The 23,981-nt window shown below is 62.1% G+C and carries 22 protein-coding genes; 13 read left to right on the forward strand and 9 right to left on the reverse strand.

All coding sequences use genetic code 11. The features are described from left to right. Window positions 1-69 precede the first annotated feature (69 nt). Window positions 70-735, forward strand: a complete 666-nt coding sequence (locus ACZ6WW_RS00145; protein ID WP_465272468.1) for a dienelactone hydrolase family protein — start codon at window positions 70-72, stop codon at window positions 733-735. Next, on the forward strand, window positions 732-1,157 hold the full coding sequence (locus ACZ6WW_RS00150; protein ID WP_465272469.1) for an HIT domain-containing protein: 426 nt from the start codon (window positions 732-734) through the stop codon (window positions 1,155-1,157). Before ACZ6WW_RS00145 ends, ACZ6WW_RS00150 begins: the two co-directional genes overlap by 4 nt. A gap of 98 nt (window positions 1,158-1,255) precedes the next feature. Here ACZ6WW_RS00150 and ACZ6WW_RS00155 read toward each other — a convergent pair whose 3' ends face one another. The 4 genes from ACZ6WW_RS00155 to apbC form a co-directional block, all read right to left on the reverse strand. After that, window positions 1,256-1,738: a hypothetical protein gene (locus ACZ6WW_RS00155; protein WP_281852654.1), complete on the reverse strand. Its 483-nt coding sequence runs from the start codon at window positions 1,736-1,738 to the stop codon at window positions 1,256-1,258. A 100-nt stretch (window positions 1,739-1,838) separates the two neighbouring features. Beyond that, window positions 1,839-2,405: a dCTP deaminase gene (gene dcd / locus ACZ6WW_RS00160; protein ID WP_281852653.1), complete on the reverse strand. Its 567-nt coding sequence runs from the start codon at window positions 2,403-2,405 to the stop codon at window positions 1,839-1,841. 71 nt (window positions 2,406-2,476) lie between these two features. Continuing rightward, the gene (locus ACZ6WW_RS00165) at window positions 2,477-3,034 is read right to left on the reverse strand and encodes an NADPH-dependent FMN reductase (RefSeq protein WP_281852651.1); all 558 of its coding nucleotides are present in this window, start codon (window positions 3,032-3,034) and stop codon (window positions 2,477-2,479) included. Then, window positions 3,031-4,125, reverse strand: coding sequence for an iron-sulfur cluster carrier protein ApbC (apbC, locus tag ACZ6WW_RS00170; protein ID WP_281852650.1), 1,095 nt, complete (start codon window positions 4,123-4,125; stop codon window positions 3,031-3,033). The genes ACZ6WW_RS00165 and apbC overlap by 4 nt, the downstream gene beginning before the upstream one ends. Window positions 4,126-4,255: 130 nt before the next feature. On the opposite strand from apbC, the gene ACZ6WW_RS00175 reads away from it, so the two are divergent. Continuing rightward, entirely contained in the window at window positions 4,256-4,702 is a 447-nt protein-coding gene (locus ACZ6WW_RS00175) for a DUF2147 domain-containing protein (protein ID WP_281852649.1), read from the forward strand. Between the two features lie 13 nt (window positions 4,703-4,715). On the opposite strand, the gene ACZ6WW_RS00180 is transcribed toward ACZ6WW_RS00175, so the two are convergent. The 3 genes from ACZ6WW_RS00180 to ACZ6WW_RS00190 are packed head-to-tail and all read right to left on the reverse strand — an operon-like array spanning window position 4,716 to window position 7,310. Continuing rightward, the gene (locus tag ACZ6WW_RS00180; protein ID WP_465272470.1) at window positions 4,716-5,522 is read right to left on the reverse strand and encodes a DeoR/GlpR family DNA-binding transcription regulator; all 807 of its coding nucleotides are present in this window, start codon (window positions 5,520-5,522) and stop codon (window positions 4,716-4,718) included. Then, window positions 5,515-6,153, reverse strand: a complete 639-nt coding sequence (locus tag ACZ6WW_RS00185; protein ID WP_465272471.1) for an HAD family hydrolase — start codon at window positions 6,151-6,153, stop codon at window positions 5,515-5,517. The genes ACZ6WW_RS00180 and ACZ6WW_RS00185 overlap by 8 nt, the downstream gene beginning before the upstream one ends. Continuing rightward, window positions 6,150-7,310 carry an MFS transporter gene (locus ACZ6WW_RS00190; RefSeq protein ID WP_465272472.1) on the reverse strand — a complete coding sequence of 387 codons (1,161 nt, stop codon included), beginning with the start codon at window positions 7,308-7,310 and terminating at the stop codon, window positions 6,150-6,152. The genes ACZ6WW_RS00185 and ACZ6WW_RS00190 overlap by 4 nt, the downstream gene beginning before the upstream one ends. Window positions 7,311-7,434: 124 nt before the next feature. Here ACZ6WW_RS00190 and ACZ6WW_RS00195 point away from each other — a divergent pair, with 124 nt between their 5' ends. The 5 genes from ACZ6WW_RS00195 (at window position 7,435) to nth (ending at window position 12,266) form a co-directional block, all read left to right on the forward strand. Continuing rightward, window positions 7,435-7,992, forward strand: coding sequence for a metal-dependent hydrolase (locus tag ACZ6WW_RS00195; RefSeq protein WP_465272473.1), 558 nt, complete (start codon window positions 7,435-7,437; stop codon window positions 7,990-7,992). 28 nt (window positions 7,993-8,020) lie between these two features. Continuing rightward, window positions 8,021-10,114, forward strand: coding sequence for a methionine--tRNA ligase (gene metG / locus ACZ6WW_RS00200; RefSeq protein WP_465272474.1), 2,094 nt, complete (start codon window positions 8,021-8,023; stop codon window positions 10,112-10,114). Window positions 10,115-10,234: 120 nt separating this feature from the next. Continuing rightward, a complete protein-coding gene (locus ACZ6WW_RS00205; protein ID WP_465272475.1) occupies window positions 10,235-11,029 on the forward strand; it encodes a PA3715 family protein in 795 nt (264 codons plus the stop codon). Beyond that, a complete protein-coding gene (locus tag ACZ6WW_RS00210) occupies window positions 11,026-11,634 on the forward strand; it encodes an RnfABCDGE type electron transport complex subunit B (protein WP_465272476.1) in 609 nt (202 codons plus the stop codon). Before ACZ6WW_RS00205 ends, ACZ6WW_RS00210 begins: the two co-directional genes overlap by 4 nt. Then, window positions 11,631-12,266, forward strand: a complete 636-nt coding sequence (gene nth, locus ACZ6WW_RS00215; protein WP_465272477.1) for an endonuclease III — start codon at window positions 11,631-11,633, stop codon at window positions 12,264-12,266. Before ACZ6WW_RS00210 ends, nth begins: the two co-directional genes overlap by 4 nt. Before the next feature lie 243 nt (window positions 12,267-12,509). Here nth and ACZ6WW_RS00220 read toward each other — a convergent pair whose 3' ends face one another. Both ACZ6WW_RS00220 and ACZ6WW_RS00225 read right to left on the reverse strand, forming a co-directional pair. Then, window positions 12,510-14,027 carry a SulP family inorganic anion transporter gene (locus ACZ6WW_RS00220; RefSeq protein ID WP_465272478.1) on the reverse strand — a complete coding sequence of 506 codons (1,518 nt, stop codon included), beginning with the start codon at window positions 14,025-14,027 and terminating at the stop codon, window positions 12,510-12,512. Between the two features lie 9 nt (window positions 14,028-14,036). After that, on the reverse strand, window positions 14,037-14,726 hold the full coding sequence (locus ACZ6WW_RS00225) for a carbonic anhydrase (protein ID WP_281852639.1): 690 nt from the start codon (window positions 14,724-14,726) through the stop codon (window positions 14,037-14,039). Window positions 14,727-15,479: 753 nt separating this feature from the next. Between ACZ6WW_RS00225 and ACZ6WW_RS00230 the strand changes: the two genes are divergently transcribed. From ACZ6WW_RS00230 to ACZ6WW_RS00250, 5 genes are all read left to right on the forward strand, one after another. Then, the gene (locus ACZ6WW_RS00230; protein WP_281852637.1) at window positions 15,480-16,145 is read left to right on the forward strand and encodes a response regulator; all 666 of its coding nucleotides are present in this window, start codon (window positions 15,480-15,482) and stop codon (window positions 16,143-16,145) included. A 10-nt stretch (window positions 16,146-16,155) separates the two neighbouring features. Beyond that, entirely contained in the window at window positions 16,156-17,550 is a 1,395-nt protein-coding gene (locus ACZ6WW_RS00235) for a sensor histidine kinase (RefSeq protein WP_465272479.1), read from the forward strand. Window positions 17,551-17,824: 274 nt separating this feature from the next. Continuing rightward, window positions 17,825-21,064 (forward strand): efflux RND transporter permease subunit, encoded by a 3,240-nt coding sequence (locus ACZ6WW_RS00240; RefSeq protein WP_465272480.1) that lies wholly within the window; start codon window positions 17,825-17,827, stop codon window positions 21,062-21,064. Further along, window positions 21,054-22,238 carry an efflux RND transporter periplasmic adaptor subunit gene (locus tag ACZ6WW_RS00245; protein ID WP_281852634.1) on the forward strand — a complete coding sequence of 395 codons (1,185 nt, stop codon included), beginning with the start codon at window positions 21,054-21,056 and terminating at the stop codon, window positions 22,236-22,238. The genes ACZ6WW_RS00240 and ACZ6WW_RS00245 overlap by 11 nt, the downstream gene beginning before the upstream one ends. Next, complete coding sequence (locus tag ACZ6WW_RS00250; RefSeq protein WP_465272481.1) at window positions 22,222-23,694, forward strand: efflux transporter outer membrane subunit; 1,473 nt, start codon at window positions 22,222-22,224, stop codon at window positions 23,692-23,694. The genes ACZ6WW_RS00245 and ACZ6WW_RS00250 overlap by 17 nt, the downstream gene beginning before the upstream one ends. Window positions 23,695-23,981 lie beyond the last annotated feature (287 nt).

A 23,981-nucleotide genomic window follows, 5' to 3' on the forward strand; every position in this document is an offset into this window, starting at 1 on the left:
GTGCATCCATCCCTACTTCACCCCTGTGCCACTAGAATTTGCCGTCTCAGCCTTCCCGGAGAACAGCGCATGGGCAAGCAGATCAGCCTCAATACCACCCGTACCCAATGCATCGGCGCCTATCTGGCCGAACCGGCCGGCAAGCCCAGGGGCGGCCTGGTGGTGATCCAGGAAATCTTTGGCGTGAACGCACATATCCGCAGCGTGGCCGACCATTTTGCGGCGCTGGGGTATACCGCCATCGCGCCGGCGTTCTTCGACCACCTCGAAACCGGGTTGGAGCTGGGCTACGACCAGGTCGGCATGGCCGAAGGCAAGAAACTGGTGGCCGAACTCGGCCTCGAGCGCGCATTGGAAGATGTCGCCAGCGCAGCCGAGGCGATCGCGTCGGCAGGCAAGATCGGTACGGTCGGTTATTGCTGGGGCGGCACGGTGGCTTTCCTTGCCGCGCTACGTTTGGGGTTGCCGTCGGTGAGCTATTACGGCGCGCGCAATGTGCCGTTCCTGGGAGAAACAGCCAAAGCGCCGGTGATGTTCCACTTCGGCGAGAAGGACCAGAGCATTCCGCCGGAGATGGTGGAAAAGCATCGCCAGATGCAACCGCAGATGGCGTTGTTCACCTACCCCGCCGACCATGCTTTCAATCGCGATGTCGGTGACCACTACGACGAAGCCAGCGCCAAGCTGGCACTGCAACGCACGATGGCTTTCTTCGACAAGCATCTCGCCGCATGAGCATGCATGCTTTCGAGCTGGACTCCCGATTGAAAAACGACACGCAACACGTGCAGTCGCTGAGCCTTTGCGATGTGTTGCTGATGAACGACGCGCGTTTCGCCTGGCTGGTGCTGGTACCGCGGCGTGCGCAGCTCAGCGAGATCGCCGACCTGTCGCTGGATGCACAGGCCATGCTATGGCGCGAAGTGCATGTCGCATCGCAGGCGCTACAGGCGGTCGCGCCTTGCGACAAACTCAATATCGGCGCGCTCGGCAACATCGTGCGTCAGCTGCATGTACATGTCGTTGCGCGCCGCGAAGGCGATGCCGCGTGGCCTGGACCGGTGTGGGGTAGCGGCAAGGCCGAGCCTTATGCTGCCGATGCGCTGAGCGAACGAATCGAGCGCCTGCGCGTGCGATTGGCGCACGGAGTGCGTTGAAGGCGGTTTGCGACCTCCGTCGCGACCGCCACCTGGAAAAGAAAAAGCCCGCGAATCACTCCGCGGGCTTTTTTCCATCAGGCAACCTGAGTGGTCAATCAGTAACCACGTCCCGTCGCCGGGCTGCTCGCTTCCTTGCCCTTCATTTCATCGTTGGACTGCACCGGTGCATGGTAGTCCTCGAGATCGCGGGCCTTGGTCTCCACGGCATTCATACGCTTCAAGGTGCCCTTGTCGTCGTAGTACACCGTGAAGCCGTAGTCGAGCTGCATGCGGGCCATGAATTCCAGATGCTGCTTGCGGATCTTCGAGTCGTCGCTGCGGGTCAGCAGCACGGTCTTGGGCAAGCGGCCCTGGTCTTTGAGGTAAGCGAAGTGGCTACCGGTATCGAGCGCGGACAGCGCGGCACCATCGACCAGGAACTGGCCGCTCTTGTAGGCCTGGATGGTCATGTCGAACTGACCCTTCATCTGATCGGTGGAAACCTTGGTGTCGCCGCGATGGCAACCGGCCAGGACCAGCATGCTGGCCAGCAGGATCGCACCGGCGGCGCGGGTCAGCAGCGTGGAAAAACGAGTCATGCGGATCTCCTGCATTCAATGCGGTAAGCGTTGGAACGAACGTGAGAAGTGTAGCGCCGCTGCGCGGCGGCGCCGTTGGGTCGGACGGGCCGCGTTCAGCTCAGGTGCGCGGTAGCGTAACGCCCTGCTGCCCCTGATATTTTCCGCCGCGATCCTTGTAGCTGGTTTCGCACTCTTCGTCCGACTCCAGAAACAGCATCTGCGCGACGCCCTCGTTGGCGTAAATTTTTGCGGGCAACGGCGTGGTGTTGGAGAACTCCAGCGTGACGTGCCCTTCCCATTCGGGCTCGAGCGGCGTCACGTTGACGATGATGCCGCAACGCGCATACGTGCTCTTGCCCAGGCAGATCGTCAGCACTTTGCGCGGAATGCGGAAATATTCCACCGTGCGAGCCAGGGCAAACGAGTTGGGCGGGATAATGCAGACGTCTGCCTCGATATCGACAAAGCTGGTCGGATCGAACGACTTCGGATCCACGATCGTGGAATTGATATTGGTGAAGATCTTGAACTCGCGCGCGCAACGTACGTCGTAGCCGTAGCTCGACGTGCCGTAGGACACCAGGCGCTGATTGTCGCGAACCTTGACCTGGCCGGGCTCGAACGGCTCGATCATGCCCTGCTGCTCGGCCATACGCCGGATCCACTTGTCGGATTTGATGCTCACACGCACTCCATCAATGGGCATGACGCCGCGAGAAGCCGGCGCAAAGGAACAAAAATAGCGGAAACAGCCGATCATCCGCCAGCTACGGCGGCCAACCGGGTCGAAAGAACCGCAAGCATCGCCTGGACGGCGCCCCGCCGGACGGGCTCATCCAGGATGAAATCAACCTCGCAACCCGCCCCCGGCAAGGGCACTCCCAGCGGCTCGTCGGTCAACATCCGTGCCGACATGGTCACCAGCACTTCGCGCAAGGCGGCCTGTGCGTGATGGGAGTCGCGACCGGAGGCATTGACCTGCAACACCGGCTTATCGGGAAATTCGAGACTCCCGACCAGCCAGTCCAGCAGGTTCTTGAACGCGCCGGGGATGCCGTGGGCATACTCCGGGCAGGCGATCAGCAAGGCATCGCTGGTGCCAACCGCTGTCCGCAACGCCTGTACGGGCGGCGGCAGCGGCTCGATCTCGGCATCCGGGTTGAACAACGGCAACTGCGCCAGGCCGTCGTACAGGTCAAGCAGCATGTCGACCGGCGCCAACTGGCGAGCTGCCTCCAGCAGCGCACGGTTGGACGATACTCCACGCAGGCTGCCGCAAAGACAGAGCACCCGGTACGGTCTGCCACCCGTCACGGCGACGGCGCGCCCTGCACCACGATCTTGCCCAGTCCCAGGGATTTGTTGCGCGGCTGACGCGACAGACGGCCTGCGGCATTGCGGGCAATCTCGCGATAGCGCGCCGCCAGGTCCGAATCGGGAATCGCCGCCACGGTCGGCGTGCCGCCGTCGGCCTGCTCGCGGATCCGGATGTCCAGCGGCAACGATCCGAGATAGGCCACCGCGTACTGCTCAGCCATGCGCTCACCGCCGCCGGTACCGAAAATATGTTCCTCATGGCCGCAATTCGTGCAGATGTGCGTGGCCATGTTCTCCACCACGCCCAATACCGGCACCTCGACCTTTTCGAACATCTTCAGCGCCTTGCGCGCGTCCAGCAGGGCGATGTCCTGCGGCGTGGTGACAATGACCGCACCGGCGACCGGCACCTTCTGCGACAGCGTCAGCTGGATGTCGCCCGTACCCGGCGGCAAGTCGACGATCAGATAGTCGAGCTGCTCCCAGCGCGAGTCGTTCAGCAACTGCATCATCGCCTGGGTGACCATCGGGCCGCGCCAGATCATCGGCGTTTCCTCGTCGACCAGGAAACCGACCGACATCGCCTGCACCCCATGCGCGCTCATAGGAATGATCGTCTTGCCATCGGGCGATTCGGGCTTGCCGCTGATGCCCAGCATGCGCGGCTGGCTGGGGCCGTAGATATCCGCGTCGAGGATGCCGACCTTGGCGCCTTCGGCCACCAGCGCCAGCGCCAGGTTGGCCGAGACGGTGGACTTGCCCACACCGCCCTTGCCCGAGGCGACCACGATGATGTTCTTCACGTTCGGCAGCGGCGCCAGCGTGCCCTGCACCTTGTGCGAGTAAATCCGGCTGCCGATCGAAATGGCCGCCGACTCGATGCCCGGGTCGGCCTCCAGATGCGTTTTGACGAGCTCGGTCAATGCCTTGGCCGAGCCGATGGCGGGATAACCGAGCTGGATGTCCACCGACACACGGCCGCCATCGATACCGACCGCGCGGACATCCTCGCCGACGGGGCTACCGGTATGGGGATCGATCAGCTCGCCAAGCAGGCGGCGGACCAGGGCTTCACTGGCCTGAGTCATGAGTCGCGATATCAAAAGGTGGGTCACCCATTATGCCAGTGCCGCGCATGGCGCATTGCAGCTTGACCCTCCCGGCGGCCCTGGGCAGGCTCGGACCGTACGCCTTGGTACGGGACTCAAAAGGACATTCATGAAAGCACCGCTTCGCTTTGCCATTGCCGCCGGACTGCTGCTCGCCGCCGGTGCCAGCTACGCCGCCAACAACACCCCCGTGGGCACCTGGAAGACCATCGACGACAAGACCCATCAGCCCAAGTCGATCGTGCAGATCTCGGAGGTCAATGGCGAGTTGCAGGGCAAGGTGCTGCAAGTGCTGCAGTCCGACGAGGGTCCGCATCCGGTCTGCAAGGAGTGCGACGGCGACCGCAAGGACAAACCCGTCGAAGGCATGGTGATCCTGTGGGGCGTCAAACAGGATGGCGACGTGTGGGACGGCGGCAAGATCCTCGACCCGAAGAACGGCAAGGTCTACAAGGTGAAGCTGCAGACCACCGATGGCGGCAGCAAGCTCGACGTGCACGGCTACATCGGTTTCTCGCTGATCGGGCGCAGCCAGATCTGGGAGCGGCAGGAATAACTGCCGCTTTTATTTAAGCGTCCGCGCGATGCACGGTTACGCCGTGCGTCGCGAATGCCGCGACCATCGTGTCGTCGGCATCGTGCTCCACCACCAGATGCTGCACATCGTTCACGCCGGCGGCGCGATGCGTCGCCACCGTGCCAAGTTTGCCGTCGGTGACCACGACCACGGTTTCTCCGCTGGATTCGATCATCGCGCGCTTGAGCTGCACCTCTTCGCTATCGAAGGCCCACAGGCCACTTTCCGGATCGATCGCGCAGGCGCCGGGGAAACACAGATCCGCACGTACGCGCTGAATTTCCAGCACCACTTGCGCGCCCATGGTCGCGCCCGTGTGTGGATCGACACGGCCACCGATCAGAAGAATTTCAAAGCCCTCGCGTTCCATCAGCACCTGCGCGATGTCCGGCGCGTTGGTAACCACCGTCAGACCGAAACGCTCCGGCAATGCGGCCGCGATCGCGGTATTGGTACTGCCGGCATCGATCAACAAAATCTGCCCCCGGCGTACCAGCGTCACCGCCTTGCGTGCCAACGCCTGCTTGCGCCCGGTATCTTCGTTGCGACGCTGCTTCAGCGTCGTACCGCCTGCCGGCAGAGGCAAGGCACCACCGTAGACGCGCTTGCACAAGCCCTGCGCAGCCAGTTCACGCAGATCGCGGCGAATCGAATCTTCCGATACCTCGAACTCCGCGGCGAGTTCGGCGGCAACGACACGGCCATGGCTGCGCAGGCGCTGCATGATCCACTGTTGGCGCTCCTGCGGCAGCGCTTCCCCGCCGGCAACCATGCCATCGGCAGTGCGTGACTTAGCCATGCGACACCTCGTCGCGGTCGATCAAATGCAGGCCTATCAGATGCTCGCGCAAGGCGGCTGCGTCGCGAAACCAGAACGCGCGCATGCCCACGTTTTCCGCAGCGTCGACATTGCGCTTGGCATCGTCGATATATAGCGCACGTGTCGGATCGATCGCGTACCGCTCAAGCAAACGCTGAAAAATCGCCGGGTCCGGCTTGATCAGGCGTTCGTCGCCCGATACCACAATCCCTTCGAACCACTTGAGAAAATCGAAACGTCGTCGAGCCACATGGAAGGTTTCGCCCGACCAGTTGGTCAACGCATACAAGCGAACACCACGGTGTTTCAAGGCGGCCAGCAATGCGACCGTGTCGTGAAGCGCATCGCCCAGCGTTTCTTCCCAGCGATGCCAATAGGCTTCGATCAATGACGCGTGCTGCGGATGCTCGCGGCTCAATGTCGCCACGGCCTCATGCCAGGGGCGTCCCGCATCCTGCTGCTCGTTCCAAGGACCGCTGCAGACGTGAGTCAGAAAATGTTCCATCTCCGCCTCGTCGTCGAACAACTGACGATAGAGATGGCGCGGATTCCAATCGATCAGCACGCCGCCCAGATCGAACACTACGGTATCAACAGCAGATGCATTCATCGACGCACAATCCTCGCGGAAGCTGCGACAACCACCAGCACGCCGGCGAGGCATGCCATCGCCCAGGCCAGGTTGCTCGCATGAGAGATAAAACCGATCAACGCAGGGCCGGTAAGCAGGCCGGCATAGCCGAGCACGGTCACGGCCGCGATGGAGATCGCCGGCGGCGTTCCGGGTAAGCGCCCTGCGGCACTGAACATCACCGGCACGATGTTGGACGCCCCCAGTCCGATCAATACAAAGCCCAGCATCGAGACTGCGGGCCAGGGCAGCGCCGCAACCAGCGTGAACCCGAGCGCCGCCAGCCCCGCCCCCGCACGTACCGCCCATACCGGACCCAGTGTCTGGATCATGCGATCGCCAGTGAGACGGCCCGAGGCCATCGCAATCGAAAAGCACGCATAGCCGATGCCGGCCGCGGTGGCGCTGACGCCGCGGAAATCTCGCAGGAACACAGCGCTCCAGTCGAGCATCGAACCTTCCGCCATAAAGCTGGCAAAACACAGCAGGCCGAGCAGCAAAGCCATGACGCCGGGCATGCGCAGCGGCGGACGCGTACCTTCTTCGTGCACTTCGTCGAGCAGACTGTTGCGCTGGGTCCATACGATCGCCGCAAGCAAGGCGGACATGATGAAACCGCACGCCAGCAGGGACACACCGAGCGCGAGCAAGCCACTGACCACGGCAGCACCCGTCAAACCACCCAGACTGAACAGGCCGTGGAAGCCCGACATGAGAACGCGGCCGTCATGGCGCTCGACTTCGACCGCATGCGCATTCATCGCCACATTCACCGCGCCGAGCGTCACGCCGAAGTAGAGCAGCCCGGCCGTCAGCGCCATGGCGCTCGGTGCCCAGGCAAGGACGGGCAGCACGACGCAAAGCGCCAGACCCGACGCAATGATGACCTTGCGATTGCCGAGCCGATGGGTCAGCCACCCCATGAAAGGCATCGAGATCATCGAGCCGCCACCGAAAGCGAGCAGGATCAATCCCAGTTGCGCATCGTCCAGCCCCAGACGCGATTTGGCATACGGAACCATCGGCGCCCAGCTCGACATGGCGATACCGGAAAGCAGAAAGATCAGCCTCGTCGCACGACGAGCGGCACTGAGGGGGACGCGGCCGGCCAGGGCCACTTCGATGGGGGCTCGCACGCTGACTCCGTATTCCTCAGCTCGAATAGGTGTAAATGTACACAAACATGCACAAACGTGCAAACACTTTGCCGATTTGCCCGCCATGAGCATGCTCGTTACCTCACGACGAAGGAACGTACACATGCCGACCATCTTTACCCACGCCGCCGTACCTCTCTTGCTGGGCGCGGCAGCCGGCCCGCGTCGGATCAGCCGACGCCTCCTGGGCGCCGGCGCCATCGCGGCGATGCTGCCCGATGCCGACACCGTGGGCTTCGGGCTCGGCATCGCCTACAGCAGTGACTTTGGTCATCGCGGTGCCACGCACTCGACGGTCTTCGCCCTGGCCATGGCGCTTGTCGCCGCCGCTTCATCGCGATGGCTGCGCACATCGCCCTGGCGTGCCTTTGGCTTTGTCGGCCTGGCGACGCTTTCGCACCCCTTGCTCGACGCCTTGACCGATGGCGGGTTGGGTGTCGCACTGGCTTGGCCGTTCGAAGACAAGCGCTTTTTCTTTCCCTGGCGGCCGATCGAAGTCTCGCCTATCGGCGCCGGTTTTTTCAGCGCGCGCGGCCTGGCCGTGATCGGCTCGGAGTTGTTCTGGGTGGTGCTGCCAACCGCCATTCTGGCCGTGGCACTGTGGGCATGGCGGCGCCGATGCGACGGACGCCGGGAAATGCCGCAGCGCCACATGCCATAATAAAAAACTAGCCACACAGCGACTCGATATGTCCCGCCGACTCCTCGTCACCCATGCCCTGCCCTATGCCAACGGCCCGCTGCATCTGGGCCACATGCTTGGCTATATCCAGACCGATATCTGGGTCCGCGCACAGCGAATGATGGGTAACGAGGTGATCTTTGTCGCCGCGGACGATGCACACGGCACGCCGATCATGCTGGCCGCCGAAAAGGCCGGGAAAACAGCCGAGGATTTTATCGCCGAAATCCGCACCAGCCACGAAGCGGATTTCGCCGATTTTCATTTCAGCTACGACAACTACTACACCACGCACTCGCCGGAGAACGGCGAGCTGGCGTCGTTGATCTATACCCGTCTGCGCGATGGCGGTTACATCGCGCGCCGCATGATCCAGCAGTTGTACGATCCGCAGAAAGAAATGTTTCTGCCGGACCGCTACATCAAGGGCACCTGTCCCAATTGCGGCACGCCCGATCAATATGGCGACAACTGCGAGAACTGCGGCGCGACCTACGCGCCCACCGACCTGATCAATCCCTATTCGGTCATGTCGGGCGCCACGCCGGTCCTGCGCGATTCGGAGCACTACTTCTTCGAGCTGAGCAAGTTTGAAACGCTGCTGCGCGACTGGTTCGCCGGCAAGTTCACCGGAGGCTCGCCGGTGATGAACAGCGGCGTAGCCGCCAAGCTGAGCGAGTGGCTCGACGGCGGCCTGAAAGACTGGGACATTTCGCGCGACGCGCCCTACTTCGGGTTCCCGATTCCCGATGCACCGGGCAAGTTCTTCTATGTGTGGCTGGACGCGCCGGTCGGTTATCTCGCCAGTTTCAAGAACCTGTGCAATCGCACCGGCCTGCGTTTCGACGATTTCCTGTCACCCGACAGCGACACCGAGCTGCATCATTTTCTCGGCAAGGACATCATCAATTTCCACGGCCTGTTCTGGCCGGCCATGTTGCATGGTGCGGGTTTCCGTACGCCGACGGCGCTGCACGTCAACGGCTACCTGTCGGTCAACGGCGCGAAGATGTCCAAGTCGCGCGGCACCTTCATCAAGGCGCGCACTTATCTCGAGTCCGGGCTCAACGCCGATTTCCTGCGCTACTACTTCGCCAGCGTGCTGGGCGACACCCCGGTCGATGCCGACCTCGATCTGAAAGCCTTCGAGGAGCGCGTCAATTCGCACCTGGTCGGCAAATGGGTCAACATCGCTAGCCGCACTGCCGGCTTCGTGCAGAAGTTTTTCGACGGCCGCCTGGCCGCCGACTTCGGCCCCGAAGAAGCCGAACTGTGGCAGACGCTGCTGATGCACTACGGCGACATCGACGCGCTTTATCGCAGCGGCGAATTCGCCGAAGTCACGCGTCGCTTTGTCACCATGGCCGACCTCGTCAACGGCCATATCGCGGCCAAGGCGCCCTGGGTGCTGGCCAAGGACGAAAGCCGTCGCGAAGAACTGCACCACGTGTGTTCGTTCGCGCTGGCCGCTTTCCGCATGCTGGCCGGCCTGCTCAAACCGATACTGCCGGCAACGGTCGCCGCCGCCGAGCAATTCCTCGACGCACCGATCGTCACGTTCGACGATGCGCGCGCCGAGCTGCATAACCACACCGTCAACCCGTTCGAGCCGCTGCTCGGCCGCATCGACCCGAAACAGGTCGAGGCGATGGTCGAGGCATCCAAGGAATCGCTTGGCGCCGAAGCACCGGCCGAACCGGTCAAAAAGAAACCGAAGGATTCAAGCAAGAGCATGAGCACCAACACTGTCTCCGAGCCCGTAGCAACCACCACCATCGGCATCGACGATTTCGCCAAGCTCGACCTGCGCATCGGCAAGGTTGTGGCCTGCGAGTTTGTCGACGGTTCGGACAAGCTGCTCCGTTTCGAGCTCGACGCCGGCTCGCTGGGCACACGCCAGATTTTTTCGGGCATCCGGGCAGCCTACGGCGAGCCGGAGAAGCTGATCGGCCGTAACGTGGTATTTATCGCCAACCTGGCTGCGCGCAAGATGCGCTTTGGCGTGTCCGAAGGCATGATTCTGTCGGCCGGCGACGGCGGTAGCGACCTGTTCCTGCTCGATGCGGATCAGGGCGCGCAGCCGGGCGCGACGGTACGCTAAACACGGCGCTGTCGTTTGCCAGCAGGGACACCGCGACGCGCCGAGTGATCTGCGCGTCGTTTTCATTACTGCACAGGGATTTCTTTTCGCATGCCGCTGACACATCGTCTTTTGTTCGCCATGAGCCTGCTGTTTGTCGCGCATCTGGCCTATGCCGCCACCGACGACTGCATCGAGCGCGCTGCAGCTATCGTTCAGCAGGCCTATCCCAAGGCGAAGTCGACAGCGAAGGACAGCTTTACCGTGGACGGCGCGGTCATCACCCTGCCGTCGTCAGACAGCATCGGCTCCGATCCCCATGCACTGGTCTGCAAGACCTGGCCGGCACAGCCTCAGTCGCTGCTGGTCGCTGTCCCCTTGATAACCAAAACGGGTGGCGATGAAAATGAAGGTGACCTCGAATTGTTGGTGCTCGACAAAGCTACCTTGAAAGTGCAGCAAAGACTGAAGCTGGCCGGCCGCATGTCCGATGATGCGATCCAGATTCACAGTGTCGAGCTGGATACCGCCCGCTACCAATTGGCCCCCGGCACCATCGCCTTTGGCTTACGTCTTACTCAGGCAAACAATTCGCGCGCGAATCCTTTCGAGGAAGCGAACCTGTGGTTGTACGTGATCGATCGTGACCAGCTTCGCCCGGTGCTGGACGGCATCGTCACCCATAGGAACGGCGGCGAATGGGACACCAATTGCGCCGGAACCTTCGAGGGCGCCGACCGTACACTGGCGATGGATTCGGCCACCCACAACGGCTATGCCGACATTCGGGTTACGGAAAAATCCTCATCGGACGTCTCGGTCGCCGGCAAAGATGGCCAGTGCGACAGCAAGACGGACAACGACGAACAAACCTATCGCCTCAGTTACGACGGAAAGAGCTACCTGGTACCCAAGGCACTGAGGCCGCTGGGATGAGCGAACTGGTCGACCGCATCGATGCCTTGCTACCGCAGACGCAATGCGAGCAATGCGGGTATCACGGCTGCCGGCCCTATGCAGAGGCGATCGCCCATGGCGATGCGCCGATCAACTATTGCCCGCCAGGCGGCGAAGCCGGTATCGCCAAGCTCGCGGCCTTGTTGGATAAACCCGTGCTGCCATTGGATCCCGAGCACGGGATCGAGAAGCCGCGAACCTTGGCACGCATCGTCGAAGCCGACTGCATCGGCTGTACCAAATGTATCCAGGTTTGTCCGGTCGATGCGATCGTGGGCGCGGCAAAATGGATGCACACGGTAGTGGCCGACGACTGCACCGGCTGCGAGCTCTGCGTCCCGGCCTGCCCGGTCGACTGCATCGTGCTGGAGCCGATGCCGTTGGCGCAGATCGATCAGGCACATGCTGATCAAGCGCGCCAGCATTTCAAGCGCCGCGAGACGCGCGTGGCGCGACAACGCGAACACCGTGAAGCGGAACTTGCGGCACGCAAGGTCGAAGTCGGCGCGCAGGCCGGCCCAGTCAATCCCGTCCTGGCCGCGCTGGCTCGCGCCAAGGCCAAACAGCAGGATCCCAAATCGTGAAGCGCGCTGATATCGTCGACATGTTCTCGCGCCTGCGCGAACTCGACCCGCATCCGACCACCGAGCTGACCTACACCACGCCGTTCGAATTGCTGGTCGCCGTCGTGCTGTCGGCGCAGGCGACGGACGTCGGCGTCAACAAGGCCACCAAGAAGCTCTACCCGGTCGCCAATACGCCGCAAGCCATCCTCAAGCTCGGCGAAGAAAAGCTGAAGAAATACATCAGCACGATCGGGTTGTTCAACGGCAAGGCCAAGAACGTGATTGCGCTGTCGCGCATCCTGGTCGAGCAATACGACGGCGAAGTCCCCGATACGCGCGAAGCGCTGGAAGCATTACCCGGCGTGGGCCGCAAGACCGCCAACGTAGTGCTCAATACCGCATTCGGCCATCCCACCATTGCGGTGGACACGCATATCTTCCGCGTCTCCAACCGGACCGGGCTCGCACCCGGCAAGGACGTCCGCGCGGTTGAAGACAAGCTCGAAAAAAACGTACCGGCCGAATTCAAACAGGACGCTCATCACTGGTTGATTCTGCATGGCCGGTACGTGTGCAAGGCGCGCAAGCCGGAATGTCCGCGTTGCGTGATTCGTGACTTGTGCGCTTACAAACAGAAGACTGTCGAGTAGCGCCAATTCTGTAGTAGCGATATCAGAGAACCTGATAACCCATCCTATCCGTCGTCCCGGCGAACGCCGGGACCCAGTGCCTTACGCTTCACCGTGTTGAAGTCGCTGGGCCCCGGCGTTCGCCGGGGCGACGATGAAAACTGAGGTCATTCGAGATTCCCTGAAGTCGCTCCTACAAATTCCTAAGAAACGTGCCCGCTCCGACCAATACGAGAGGGAGGCGGTGGCCGGAGCAGGCACTCGTCAGGCAGCTTTCTTCTGCCCTTCGACCCTGCGATTGAGCTCATCCCAATCGACCACCAGTTCACAGCCGCGCGACGACGCGCTGCGACTCCAATCGCGCAGTAGCTCGAGACAGGCCTGATCCACGTGATGCAGACGATCGAGCACCAGTTTCAGGCTGGTATTGGGCGGCACCTGCTCCAGCGTGCGCGCCATGCTCGGCACCTTCAGGAACGTAGCCGAACCTTCCAGATGCAACGAGGCATTGCCCGGTTCGTCGTGATGATTCAGACCGATCTTGAGCTTGGACGACAGCAACGCCAGACGGAACAGCGACGCGGCAAAACCGATGATCACGCCGGTCAGCAGATCGGTGGCGACGATCGCCAGCGTGGTCGCCAGATAAACCACGGCCGTGCCTTTACCGTAAGCCGCGAGCGACTTCATCTGCTTCAGGTTGATCATCTTCACACCGGTGAAGACCAGGATGCCGGCCAGACAGGCCACCGGGGTCATACGCAGCAGCCACGGCAACAACAACGCAAACACCAGCATCCACGCACCGTGCAGGATGGTCGCCATGCGCGTCGCCGAACCGGCCTGTACGTTGGCGGCACTGCGTACGATCACGCCGGTCATCGGCAACGCACCCAGGAAACCGCAAAGCACATTGCCTACGCCTTGCGCAGTCAACTCACGGTCGTACTTGGTACGTGGGCCGTCATGCATGCGATCCACGGCCGCGGCAGACAACAGCGTCTCCGCACTGGCGATGAAGGCGAACGTGGCCGCTGCAATCAGCATCGACGGCTGCAACACGTTAGCGAAATCGCTCAACCCCGGCAGGCTGATGGCGGCGAACAGATTCGACGGCACGTCGACCTTGTTCACGTCGACCGCAAAGAACTGCACGATCGCCGTCAACGCAACTACTGCCAGCAAGGCACCCGGTACGAAGCGCAACTTGGCCGGACGCAGTTTTTCCCAGGCCAGCATGATCGCGATCGTGCCGACACCCACGCCGAGCGCCGCCAGATTGCCACCGCCTTCGAGGCCACGAATCGCGTTCATCATGGCGGGTGGCCATGCGGCAAAGTTTTCAAGTCCGCGCGCCTTGGGCATGGCATCGATCAACACGTGCAACTGCGATGCGACGATCAGAATGCCGATGCCCGACAACATGCCGGCGATCACCGCCGGCGACGTCATGCGGAACCATACGCCGGCGCGGCACAGGCCCGCGACGACCTGAATGACGCCGGCCAATAGGACAACCGGGCCGAGCGCAGCCATGCCATGCTCACGCACCAGCTCGAACACCAAAACCGCCAGACCGGCCGCTGGGCCGCTGACCTGCATCGGCGAGCCGGCAAAGATGCCAACCACTACGCCACCGATAATGCCGGTAATCAGCCCGGTTGCCGGCGGCATGCCCGAAGCGATGGCGATACCCATGCACAAAGGCAGCGCCACCAAAAAGACGACGACCGATCCCAACAGGTCGCGTCCAAAAAATCCATTTGAAAAATAAGCACGCATGAGAATTCCTTAGGCAGCGTTTGCCGTCGAGACAGGCGTCAGAAAACGCGCATGCGGCGTCGCCTCCGGCACCTCGCCCGAGGTCGGGTCGAGCCTGACGAAGCGACCGCCCTGCGCATCGAATGCCGTGATCTCCGCATGCTCGATGTCGTAGATCCAGCCGTGGATGCTCAGGCTCCCCGTGGCAATAGCGGCAGCGACGGCAGGCAGGGTGCGCAGATGCTCCAGCTGACCGACCACGTTTTCCTCGGTAAGGCGACGCAACGTCTCGGCATCGGTCATGGTCGCGCCGAACTCGGCAACGACGTAACGAGCTACGTCGGCGTGCTTGAGCCAGGCCTGCACGGAAGGCTTGTTGTGCAGCGAAGCCGGGTTCATCAATGCCTTCATCGCGCCACAATCGGAGTGGCCGCAAATGACGATGTGCTGCACCTCCAGCACCTTCACGGCGTATTCGATCGCCGCGACGACACCGCTCACATGCTGGGCATAGGGCGGAACAATATTGCCGATATTGCGGTAGACGAACAGCTCGCCCGGCTGGGCCGAGAAAATCATCTCGGGCATGACGCGCGAATCGGCACACGTAATGAACAAGGTGTGCGGGCTCTGCTTGTCGGCCAGGCGCTTGAACAGCTCACGCTGCTCGGGAAAGACTTCGCGGCGGAAAAGGTCGAAACCTTCAATCAATCGTTTCATGGTCATGATCTCGTTGGGGTACGGCAGTGGGATGTCGAACACGGTCCACGACGCGACGCGCCGATCATTCGGCGACAGCGAAAGAGGAACGTGGGGGATCGAGATAAAGGCCGAGGGCAAGGCAAGCTGGCACTACGCCTGAAAGGCGTCTAGGGACTTGCTCGCAAACGTGGTACGCCGGGCGGGCGCACCAAACCCTGCCTGGGGATTAGACCGATGGAGGGCGCGGAGTCAGGGCTCCGCAATGACTGAAGCCTGCGCAATGGGCAGGGTGTGGCGCATCCGCCGCACGGGGCAGTAACACCACAACAAACATGTCGGGAACAATGACACTCTCGTCGACGTCGCTATTGTCATAGACGACGCCAAACTTGCTGAGATCACCGTGATCCTGACCTTGGCTGTCGACCTGGTCGACATGTACCGATGACGTCACCTGATTGAACATTCGCTCAAACTGGCTCGATGACGCAAACACGGACGACGCCACAGCCAAAAGCATGCCCAGAAGGCATGTGAGGCAAAAGAATGTGTGGCGACGGATATGCTGCATAGCAAGAAAGCTATCTAAAGGGCGGGAGTTAGGCAACCCCCTACCTGAAAAGTTCCGGAACGAAAGTCGCAAAATCCGCATGGCCGCTGGCTTTCGGAAAATACATAAGCTACGCAAAAGCAAACACGGCGATGATGCCCAGGGTATAAAACATCGCCAACCATTCCCTCAACCGTCCCGACACCACGGTACAACCAGGCATGCACATACTTTTGGTGGAAGACGACATCGAACTGGGGGAAGCGATCAAGCACGCGCTTGAGCATCAGTCGTATGCGGTGACCTGGCTCAAAGACGGCCGACAGGCGATGGCAGCGATGAGCGACGGCTCGATCGACCTGGTGCTGCTGGATCTTGGCCTGCCCGGCAAGGATGGCCTGGACGTGTTGGCCGAAGCACGGCGCGATGGCGTGAAGACCCCCATCCTTGTCATGACCGCGCGCGACGCGTTGGAAACGCGCATCCGCGGACTCGACCTGGGTGCGGACGACTATCTGGTCAAGCCGTTCCATCTTGGCGAACTGGCGGCGCGCATCCGCTCGCTGACACGGCGCGCACAAGGCCTTGCTGACAACCTCGTGGAAGTTGGCGGCCTGCGACTGGATCTGGCGACCATGGAAGTCGCCTTCCGTGGCAAGAGTGTCACCCTCACTCGCCGCGAGTTTGCGGTGCTGCGTATCCTGATGGAGCGTGCAGGCCGCATCGTGCGCCGCGAAGCGCTGGAGAATTCCGTCTACGGCTTCGATACCGTGGTCGATCGCAACGCCATCGAAGTGCAGGTGCACTGGCTGCGACGCAAGCTGAGCGCCGATGTGATCCATACGGTCCGAGGTATCGGCTATATGATCCCGCGAGACCCCAAATGAACGACACGCCATGAAAACCGCCAGCCTGCGCACGCGCCTGACCTGGCTGATCATCGCCGTCCTGGTGGTCGTGCTGATTCCGCTGGGGACCATCAGCTATCGGCGCGAACAGCGCGAGATGAATCAGCTGCTCGATGGTCGCCTGGCACAGGCAGGCCGCACGCTGGGCAGCCTGATCGCAAGCAGCCAAACCTCCTTTCCCGCGCCTTCGTCGTCCGGCTTCACGCTGCCCAGCGATGTACAACGCGGCAGCGTGGTCGTTTCGGTGCATCCACGCAACTACGAACCCGAAGTCGGTTTCCAGGCCTACGACCCGCGCGGCAAACTGATTGCCGCCACGGCGAACCTGGCCGACCTGGCTCCGCCGTCCGAGGCTGAGCGCGGCTTTAGCGACCTTTACCATGGCGATCATCGCTGGCGCATTTTTACGCTCAAGAACCGCTTCGGGCTGGTGATCCGCATCGGTGAGCGTTACGACAACCGGCGCGATATCACCCGCGGTCTGATCCTTGAGCACAGCCTGCCCCTGCTGATCGGGCTACCGTTGCTCGCGATCCTGGTGAGCCTGGCGGTGAAGCGCGGCCTGCGCCCGCTCGATCTGTTGACACGCCTGCTGGCCAGGCGAACGCCAGGCAGTCGTCAACCGATCTCGCTCGAACGTACGCCGCAAGAGATCAAGCCGCTGATCCTGACGCTCAACCAGCAACTGGAACGACTGGAAGACACGATCGAACGCGAGCATCGCTTTGCCAGCGATGTAGCGCACGAGCTGCGCACGCCGCTGGCGGCGACCATGATCCATCTGGAAAGCGCGCTCATCGCGGACAATGCCAGCGAAGTCGAATTCACCTTGAAGAATGCGCAGCGCAGCCTGGCCAGGCTCGGCCGGCGCATCGAACAGATTCTGGCTATCGCTCGTCTGGAAGCCGGCGCCGCGTCGCAGCGCCGCATGCCATTGGACCTGATTACGATTGCTACCGAAGCGGTCGAGGAACTCGCCCCGACAATTGCCGAGAAGGACATCGCCCTTAGTCTGAATCACGACGAAGGCGAACTGCGGGTATCCGGCCACGAGGTGGCGCTGACGGCCATGTTCCGCAACCTGATCGAGAACGCCCTGCGCTATGCGCCGCAGGGCGGCCAGGTCGATATTGCCGTGACGCGCGCCGATACGCTGGCGGTGATCGATATCTGCGACGACGGCCCGGGCATTCCGGCCGAACGGCGGCAAGCGGTATTCCAGCCGTTTCATCGGGAGACCGAGAGTGCATCACAGGGGTTTGGCCTGGGCCTCAGCATCGTGCAGCGCGCAGTGCAATTGCATGACGCGCAGATCGAATTGCTCGAATCGCCGGCCGGGCATGGGTTGTTGGTGCGGATTCGGATGCAGGCCTTGCCTGGTTGATTGGCGGCTTGTTGTCTTTGCAGGAGCGACTTTAGTCGCGACAAGCCGTGAAGCAACCGTGGGTCGCGACGGAAAATCGCCCCTGCAGTGAACCTCGAACGAAGTCGCCCCTACCCAAAAGGTTTCCACAAGCATCGGCGCCCATCATGGCCCTGGGTACTTCCGCCCGAAGCACGCCAGACATAAAGCTGATGACCCGCTCATGGTTCACCCGCACGGATAACCCATCGGTTGTCACGTCCGCGTCACACACGCTCGCTTCGAAGCGCCGCACATGCTAGCGCTCGTCCGCATCGCCCTTTCCAAGCCGTACACCTTCATCGTGCTGGCCTTGGTCATCCTGATCGCCGGCCCGTTGGCGGCGTTGCGCACGCCAACCGACATTTTTCCAAACATCGGCATTCCGGTCATCAGCGTGGTGTGGAGCTATAACGGCCTGCCGCCAGACCAGATGTCCGGCCGTGTGATCTATTACTACGAGCGCCAGCTGACCACGGCCGTCAACGATATCGAACATATCGAATCGCAGTCGCTTCCCGGCGTAGGCATCGTGAAGATCTTTTTCCAGCCGGGCGTGGACATTCGCACCGCCACCGCGCAGGTGACCTCGATCTCGCAGACGGTGGTCAAGCAGATGCCGCCAGGCATCACGCCACCGCAGATTCTCAACTACAACGCTTCGACCGTACCTGTTCTGCAGATGGCGCTTTCCAGTTCTGAACTGTCCGAAGCCACTATTCGCGATATCGCGCAGAACTTCATGCGTCCCACGCTGATCTCCGTCCCCGGCGTGGCGATTCCTACACCTTACGGCGGCAAGCAGAAGCAGGTCACGCTGGATCTCAATCCACAAGCACTGGCTGCCAAAGGCCTCTCCGCACAGGACGTCGGCAATGCGCTCAACGCGCAGAACCAGATCATTCCGGTCGGCACCGCCAAGATCGGCACCTACGAATATCACGTCCAGCTCAACAACAGCCCTACGTTGATCGACGAACTTAATCGCCTGCCGATCAAGACCGTCAACGGCGCGACCATCACCATCGGCGATGTGGCCCATGTTCGCGACGGCGCGCCGCCGCAGAACAACATCGTACGCGTGGACGGTAAACGCGCCGTACTGATGCCTGCGTTGAAGAATGGCAATGCCTCGACGCTCGACGTGGTGGCCGGCATCAAGAAACTGTTGCCATTGATCCAGGAGACGCAACCGAAATCACTGAAGATGAACCTGCTTGCCGACCAGTCGCTGTTCGTCAAGGCGGCGATCAGCTCGGTGGCTCGCGAAGGCATCATCGCGGCCCTGCTGACGTCGGTGATGATCCTGTTGTTCCTGGGCAGCTGGCGTTCGACCGTCATCATCGCGCTGTCGATTCCATTATCGATCCTGTCGGCTATCGCTCTGCTCGCCACCTTCGGCCAGACCCTCAATGTGATGACGCTCGGCGGCCTGGCGTTGGCGGTAGGCATTCTCGTCGACGACGCGACGGTGACGATCGAGAACATCAACTGGCATCTCGAACAGGGCAAGGACGTGATGACGGCCATCATGGATGGCGCCAAGCAGATCGTGACGCCCGCCTTCGTTTCGCTGCTGTGTATCTGCATCGTCTTCGTGCCGATGTTCATGCTAAACGGCATCGCCGGCTTCCTGTTCCGGCCGATGGCGCTGGCGGTGATCTTCGCCATGGCCTCCTCGTTCGTGCTGTCGCGCACCCTGGTACCGACGCTGGCGATGTTCCTGCTCAAGCCGCATCGCACCGAAAACGGCCCAGGCGACCATCCGGAAGATCCTTACATCAACCACCACGAGGGCGATCAACACCCACCGCGCAAGCGCAATGCATTCGTGCATGCCCTGGTGCGCTTTCAACACGGCTTCGAACAACGCTTCACGCGCATACGCGACGTCTACTACGCCACGCTGACGGTGGCATTGGATAACCGCAAACGCTTCATCATGGGCTTCCTGGCTTTCGTGCTGGTGTCGTTCGCACTGGTACCCACACTGGGGCGCGATTTCTTCCCTGCAATCGATTCGGACTCGATTGCGATGCACGTGCGCGCACCGATGGGCACACGCGTCGAAGAGACCGCGGCGGAGTTCGATCGCATCGAGCGCGCCGTGCGGCAGGTGATTCCGCCCGATCAGCTCGACACCGTGATCGACAACATCGGCCTGCCGTTGAGCGGCACCAACCTGGTTTACAACAGCAGTGGCACCATCGGACCGCAGGATGGCGACATTCAGATCGTCCTCAAGAGCGATCACCAGCCCAGCGCCGATTTCGTCAAGACGCTGCGCGAGACACTGCCGCGCCAGTTCCCGGGTACGCAATTTGCGTTCCTTCCCGCGGACATGACCAGCCAGATTCTCAACTTTGGCGCGCCCGCCCCGCTGGACGTGTCCATTGCCGGCCGCGATCGGATCGCCAACGAAGACTACGCGATGGAGATCATGAAGAAGATGCGCGCGATTCCCGGCATCGCCGACGTGCGCCTGCAACAGAGTTCGAGCTACCCACAGTTGAACGTGAAAGTAGATCGTATCCGTGCCGACAGTCTGGGCATTACCGAACGCGATGTCACCAACAGCATGGTCGCTTCGTTGGCCGGCAGTTCGCAGGTGGCGCCGGCGTTCTGGCTGAACCCCAAGAATGGCGTGTCGTACGCGATCGTCGCGGCGACGCCGCAATACCTGATGGACTCGATGGCCGATCTGACCGGCTTGCCGGTGACCTCGGCCAATGATCACGCGACACAGATTCTCGGCGGCCTGGCGTCGTTCACGCGCGGCCCCAGCGAAGCGGTGGTCTCGCACTACAACATCATGCCTTCCTACGATATCTACGCAGCGATTCAGGGGCGCGATCTCGGCGGCGTCGCGCACGACGTGCAGAAGGTGCTGAACGATTTCGCCCAGACCCGGCCCAAAGGTACGCTGGTGAGCCTGCACGGCCAGGTCGGCACCATGAACGAAGCCTTCGGCGGCCTTATCTTCGGCCTCGTCGGCGCAATCGTGCTGATCTATCTGCTGATTGTGGTCAATTTCCAATCGTGGCTCGACCCGTTCGTCATCATTACCGCATTGCCCGCGGCGCTCGCCGGCATCGTATGGATGTTGTTCCTCAGCCATACCAGCCTGTCGGTGCCAGCATTGACCGGGGCGATCATGTGCATGGGTGTCGCTACCGCCAACTCGATTCTCGTAGTGAGCTTCTGCCGCGAACGGCTTGCCGAACACGGCGATCCGCTCAAGGCCGCATTGGAAGCCGGCTTCACGCGATTCCGTCCGGTATGCATGACGGCGCTGGCGATGGTCATCGGCATGTTGCCGATGGCGCTCAGCCAGGAACAGAACTCGCCTCTGGGACGAGCGGTCATCGGCGGCCTGCTGTTCGCCACGTTTGCCACGCTGCTGTTCGTACCGGTGATCTTCTCGATCGTGCATGGCCGCACCGCGCCGGCGCCTGCCACACCTCGTCTACTCGGAGATACTCCCCATGTCGCATGACGCCATCGCCGCGACACCCACGCGCCCGCCACGCCTTCGCCTGGCCATCACCATCGGGTTGGGCCTGGCCGTTGCCGCGGTGGTAATCGGGCTTTCCCTGCGCAGCGTCGAATCGCGCAACCTGGTCAAATGGACCGACGCGCAACTGGTGCCGACCGTGCAGACGATCGAGGCGGCCACCAGCGGCGGCGCGCAAAGCATGACCCTGCCCGGCCATCTCGACGCATGGATCAGCGCACCGATCCATGCGCGTGTCGGCGGCTACCTGAAAAGCTGGAACGCCGATATCGGCGACAAGGTCAAGGCCGGCGATGTGCTGGGCGTGATCGATACGCCCGAACTGGATCAGCAATATGAACAGGCCAAGGCCGGGCTCGTTCGCGCGCAGGCGAACGTGCGTCTTGCCGAGACCACGGCAACGCGCTGGCAAAACTTGCTGCAATCGCGCTCGGTGTCCAAACAGGAGTCCGACGAAAAAGCCAGTGAGGCCGAGAGCGCACGCGCCAACGTGCTCGCCGCCAAGGCGGATGTCGATCGCATCGCGGCGCTGGAATCGTTCAAGCGAATTACCGCGCCGTTCGACGGCACGGTGACTACCCGGCATACGGATATCGGCGACCTGATCTCCGCAAACAACGAAAACGGACAGCCGCTTTTCACCGTGGCCGATACCAGCAAGATGCGACTGTATGCGGAAGTGCCACAAGGCTACGCGTCATCGATCAAACCGGGCATGCAGGTGGAGCTCACCGTCCTGGGCCACGGCGGCGAAACCGTCACCGGCACACTGATAGGCAACTCCAGCGCGATCAATCAATCTTCCGGCACACTGCTGGCGCAGTTTCGCGTAGACAATCCGCGCAACGATCTCCTCCCCGGCGATTTCGCCGAAGTGCATCTGCCGCTCAGCAGCGACCCGCGCACCGTTACCGTGCCGGCCACCACCTTGCTGTTCCGCGCCGCAGGCCCACAGATCGCGGTTATCGGCAAAAACCATCGCGTAGAGCTTCGCGATGTGCACATTGCCATGGATTTGGGCGATCGCCTGCAGATCGATCACGGTCTTGTGCGCGGCGATCGCATCATCGACCACCCCTCCGATTCGCTGATGCAGGGCGATCAAGTGCAGGAAGCATCCCAGCCCCAGGAGCAAGGTCATGCCAAGGCGAACTGAATCGGCAGGCTTGCCATGGCGCGCCTTGTCGCTAGCCACGCTGTTGACGCTGGGCGGCTGCTCGCTCGCCCCGACCTATCAGCGTCCGGACATGGGCAAGCTGCCTGATGCGTACCAGGGTGCAGCCACGCCCGATGGCTGGGCTATCGCAGCGCCGGGCGATACCGCCTCGCGTGGCGACTGGTGGACGGTCTATGGCGATCCGGGCCTGAACACACTGGAGGACCGGCTCAACAAGAACAATCCGAACATCGCCGTCGCGCTGGCCCGCTACGAAGCCTCGCGTGCCTTCGAGCAGCAATTACATGCCAGCGCCGTACCGCATGCCGGCGTATCGGCCAGCCCGACCAACAACCGCCAGTCCGATAACCGCCCGACACGCGGTGCCAACCAGCCCAACGAATACGACGGCGATACGCTGCAGTTTTCCGCCGACTACGAACTGGATCTGTGGGGACGCATCCGCAACGAAATCGCCGCAGGACACGCGCAGAGCGATGCTGCAGCGGCGGACCTTGCATCGGCACAGCTCAGTCTGCAGGCGCAACTGGCCGACCTGTACATCAAGCTGCGCGGCTACGACATGCAGGCGCGAATCCTGCGCGACTCGCTCGATGCCTACCGGCAAAGCCAGGATATGACAGAGCAGCGCATGGAGGGCGGCGTGTCATCGGGCCTGGATGTTGCGCGCGCGAATGCGCAGTACGCCGACGCGCAGGCGCAAACCTCCGAGCTGCGCGCACAGCGCGCGCTCACCGTGCACGCGATCGCGGCGTTGATCGGCGAACCGGCGTCGAATTTTTCGCTCCCCGAGCAAGCCGAATCCCTCGCCATTCCCGCTATCCCTCTTGGCGTTCCTTCGACGCTGCTGCAGCGACGCCCCGATATCGCCTCGGCGGAACGACGAACGTTCGCGGCCAACGCCAATATCGGCGTAGCGCGAGCGGCTTTCTTCCCCACACTCAGCCTCAGCGCGGCGTTCGGCTGGCAGGATACCGGCCATGGCAACCTGTTGAGCGTGGGTAACCGTTTCTGGGCGTTGGGGCCCATCGCTTCGCTGAATCTTTTCGACGGTGGTCTACGGCGCGCACGTCTGGCCCAGGCGCGGGCAGAGCTCGACGCATCGTCGGGCCAGTATCGCGCTGTCGTACTGCATGCATTCCAGCAGGTCGAAGACGACCTGTCGCTATTGCAGGAGCTCGGCCGCGAAGCGATGCAGGAAGACACCGCCGCCGCCGCCGCCAAGGAATCGCAGACACTTGCCACCAACCGCTACAAGGAAGGCGTGGTGAGTTATCTCGACGTGACCAGCGCTCAAACCAGCGCATTGCAGGCGGAACGCACGGCAGAGCTGGTACGCACACGGAGACTGCAGGCAAGCGTGGACCTGATCCGGGCATTGGGCGGTGGATGGAACGTCACAGCGCTTGCGGAAGGACCGGCGCCCACGCCTTGACGCTTCGCATGCGTGCGGTGCCCAGTGAAAAAAGCGTCGCAAAGCCGCGGTTGCCCGGCGGAAAAATACCGATGAAGACTTGTCTTTCAGGCTGAAAAACGCGGCCTTTTCCTTCACCGCGGCCTCGATCTCGAGAGGCCACGCTCCAACATAAGCGAAACCGCCGGAGCCTATGCACGTCTCCGCGAGAAGTAGTCGCTTTCTTACAAAGACGCTTCGCCAGCGCCTACATGCCATAAGCGTAACCGACTCGGCGGCCGGACCGAAAACCTGTCAAGCAGTCCATC

This window comes from Dyella sp. NPDC103356, from assembly GCF_055584465.1.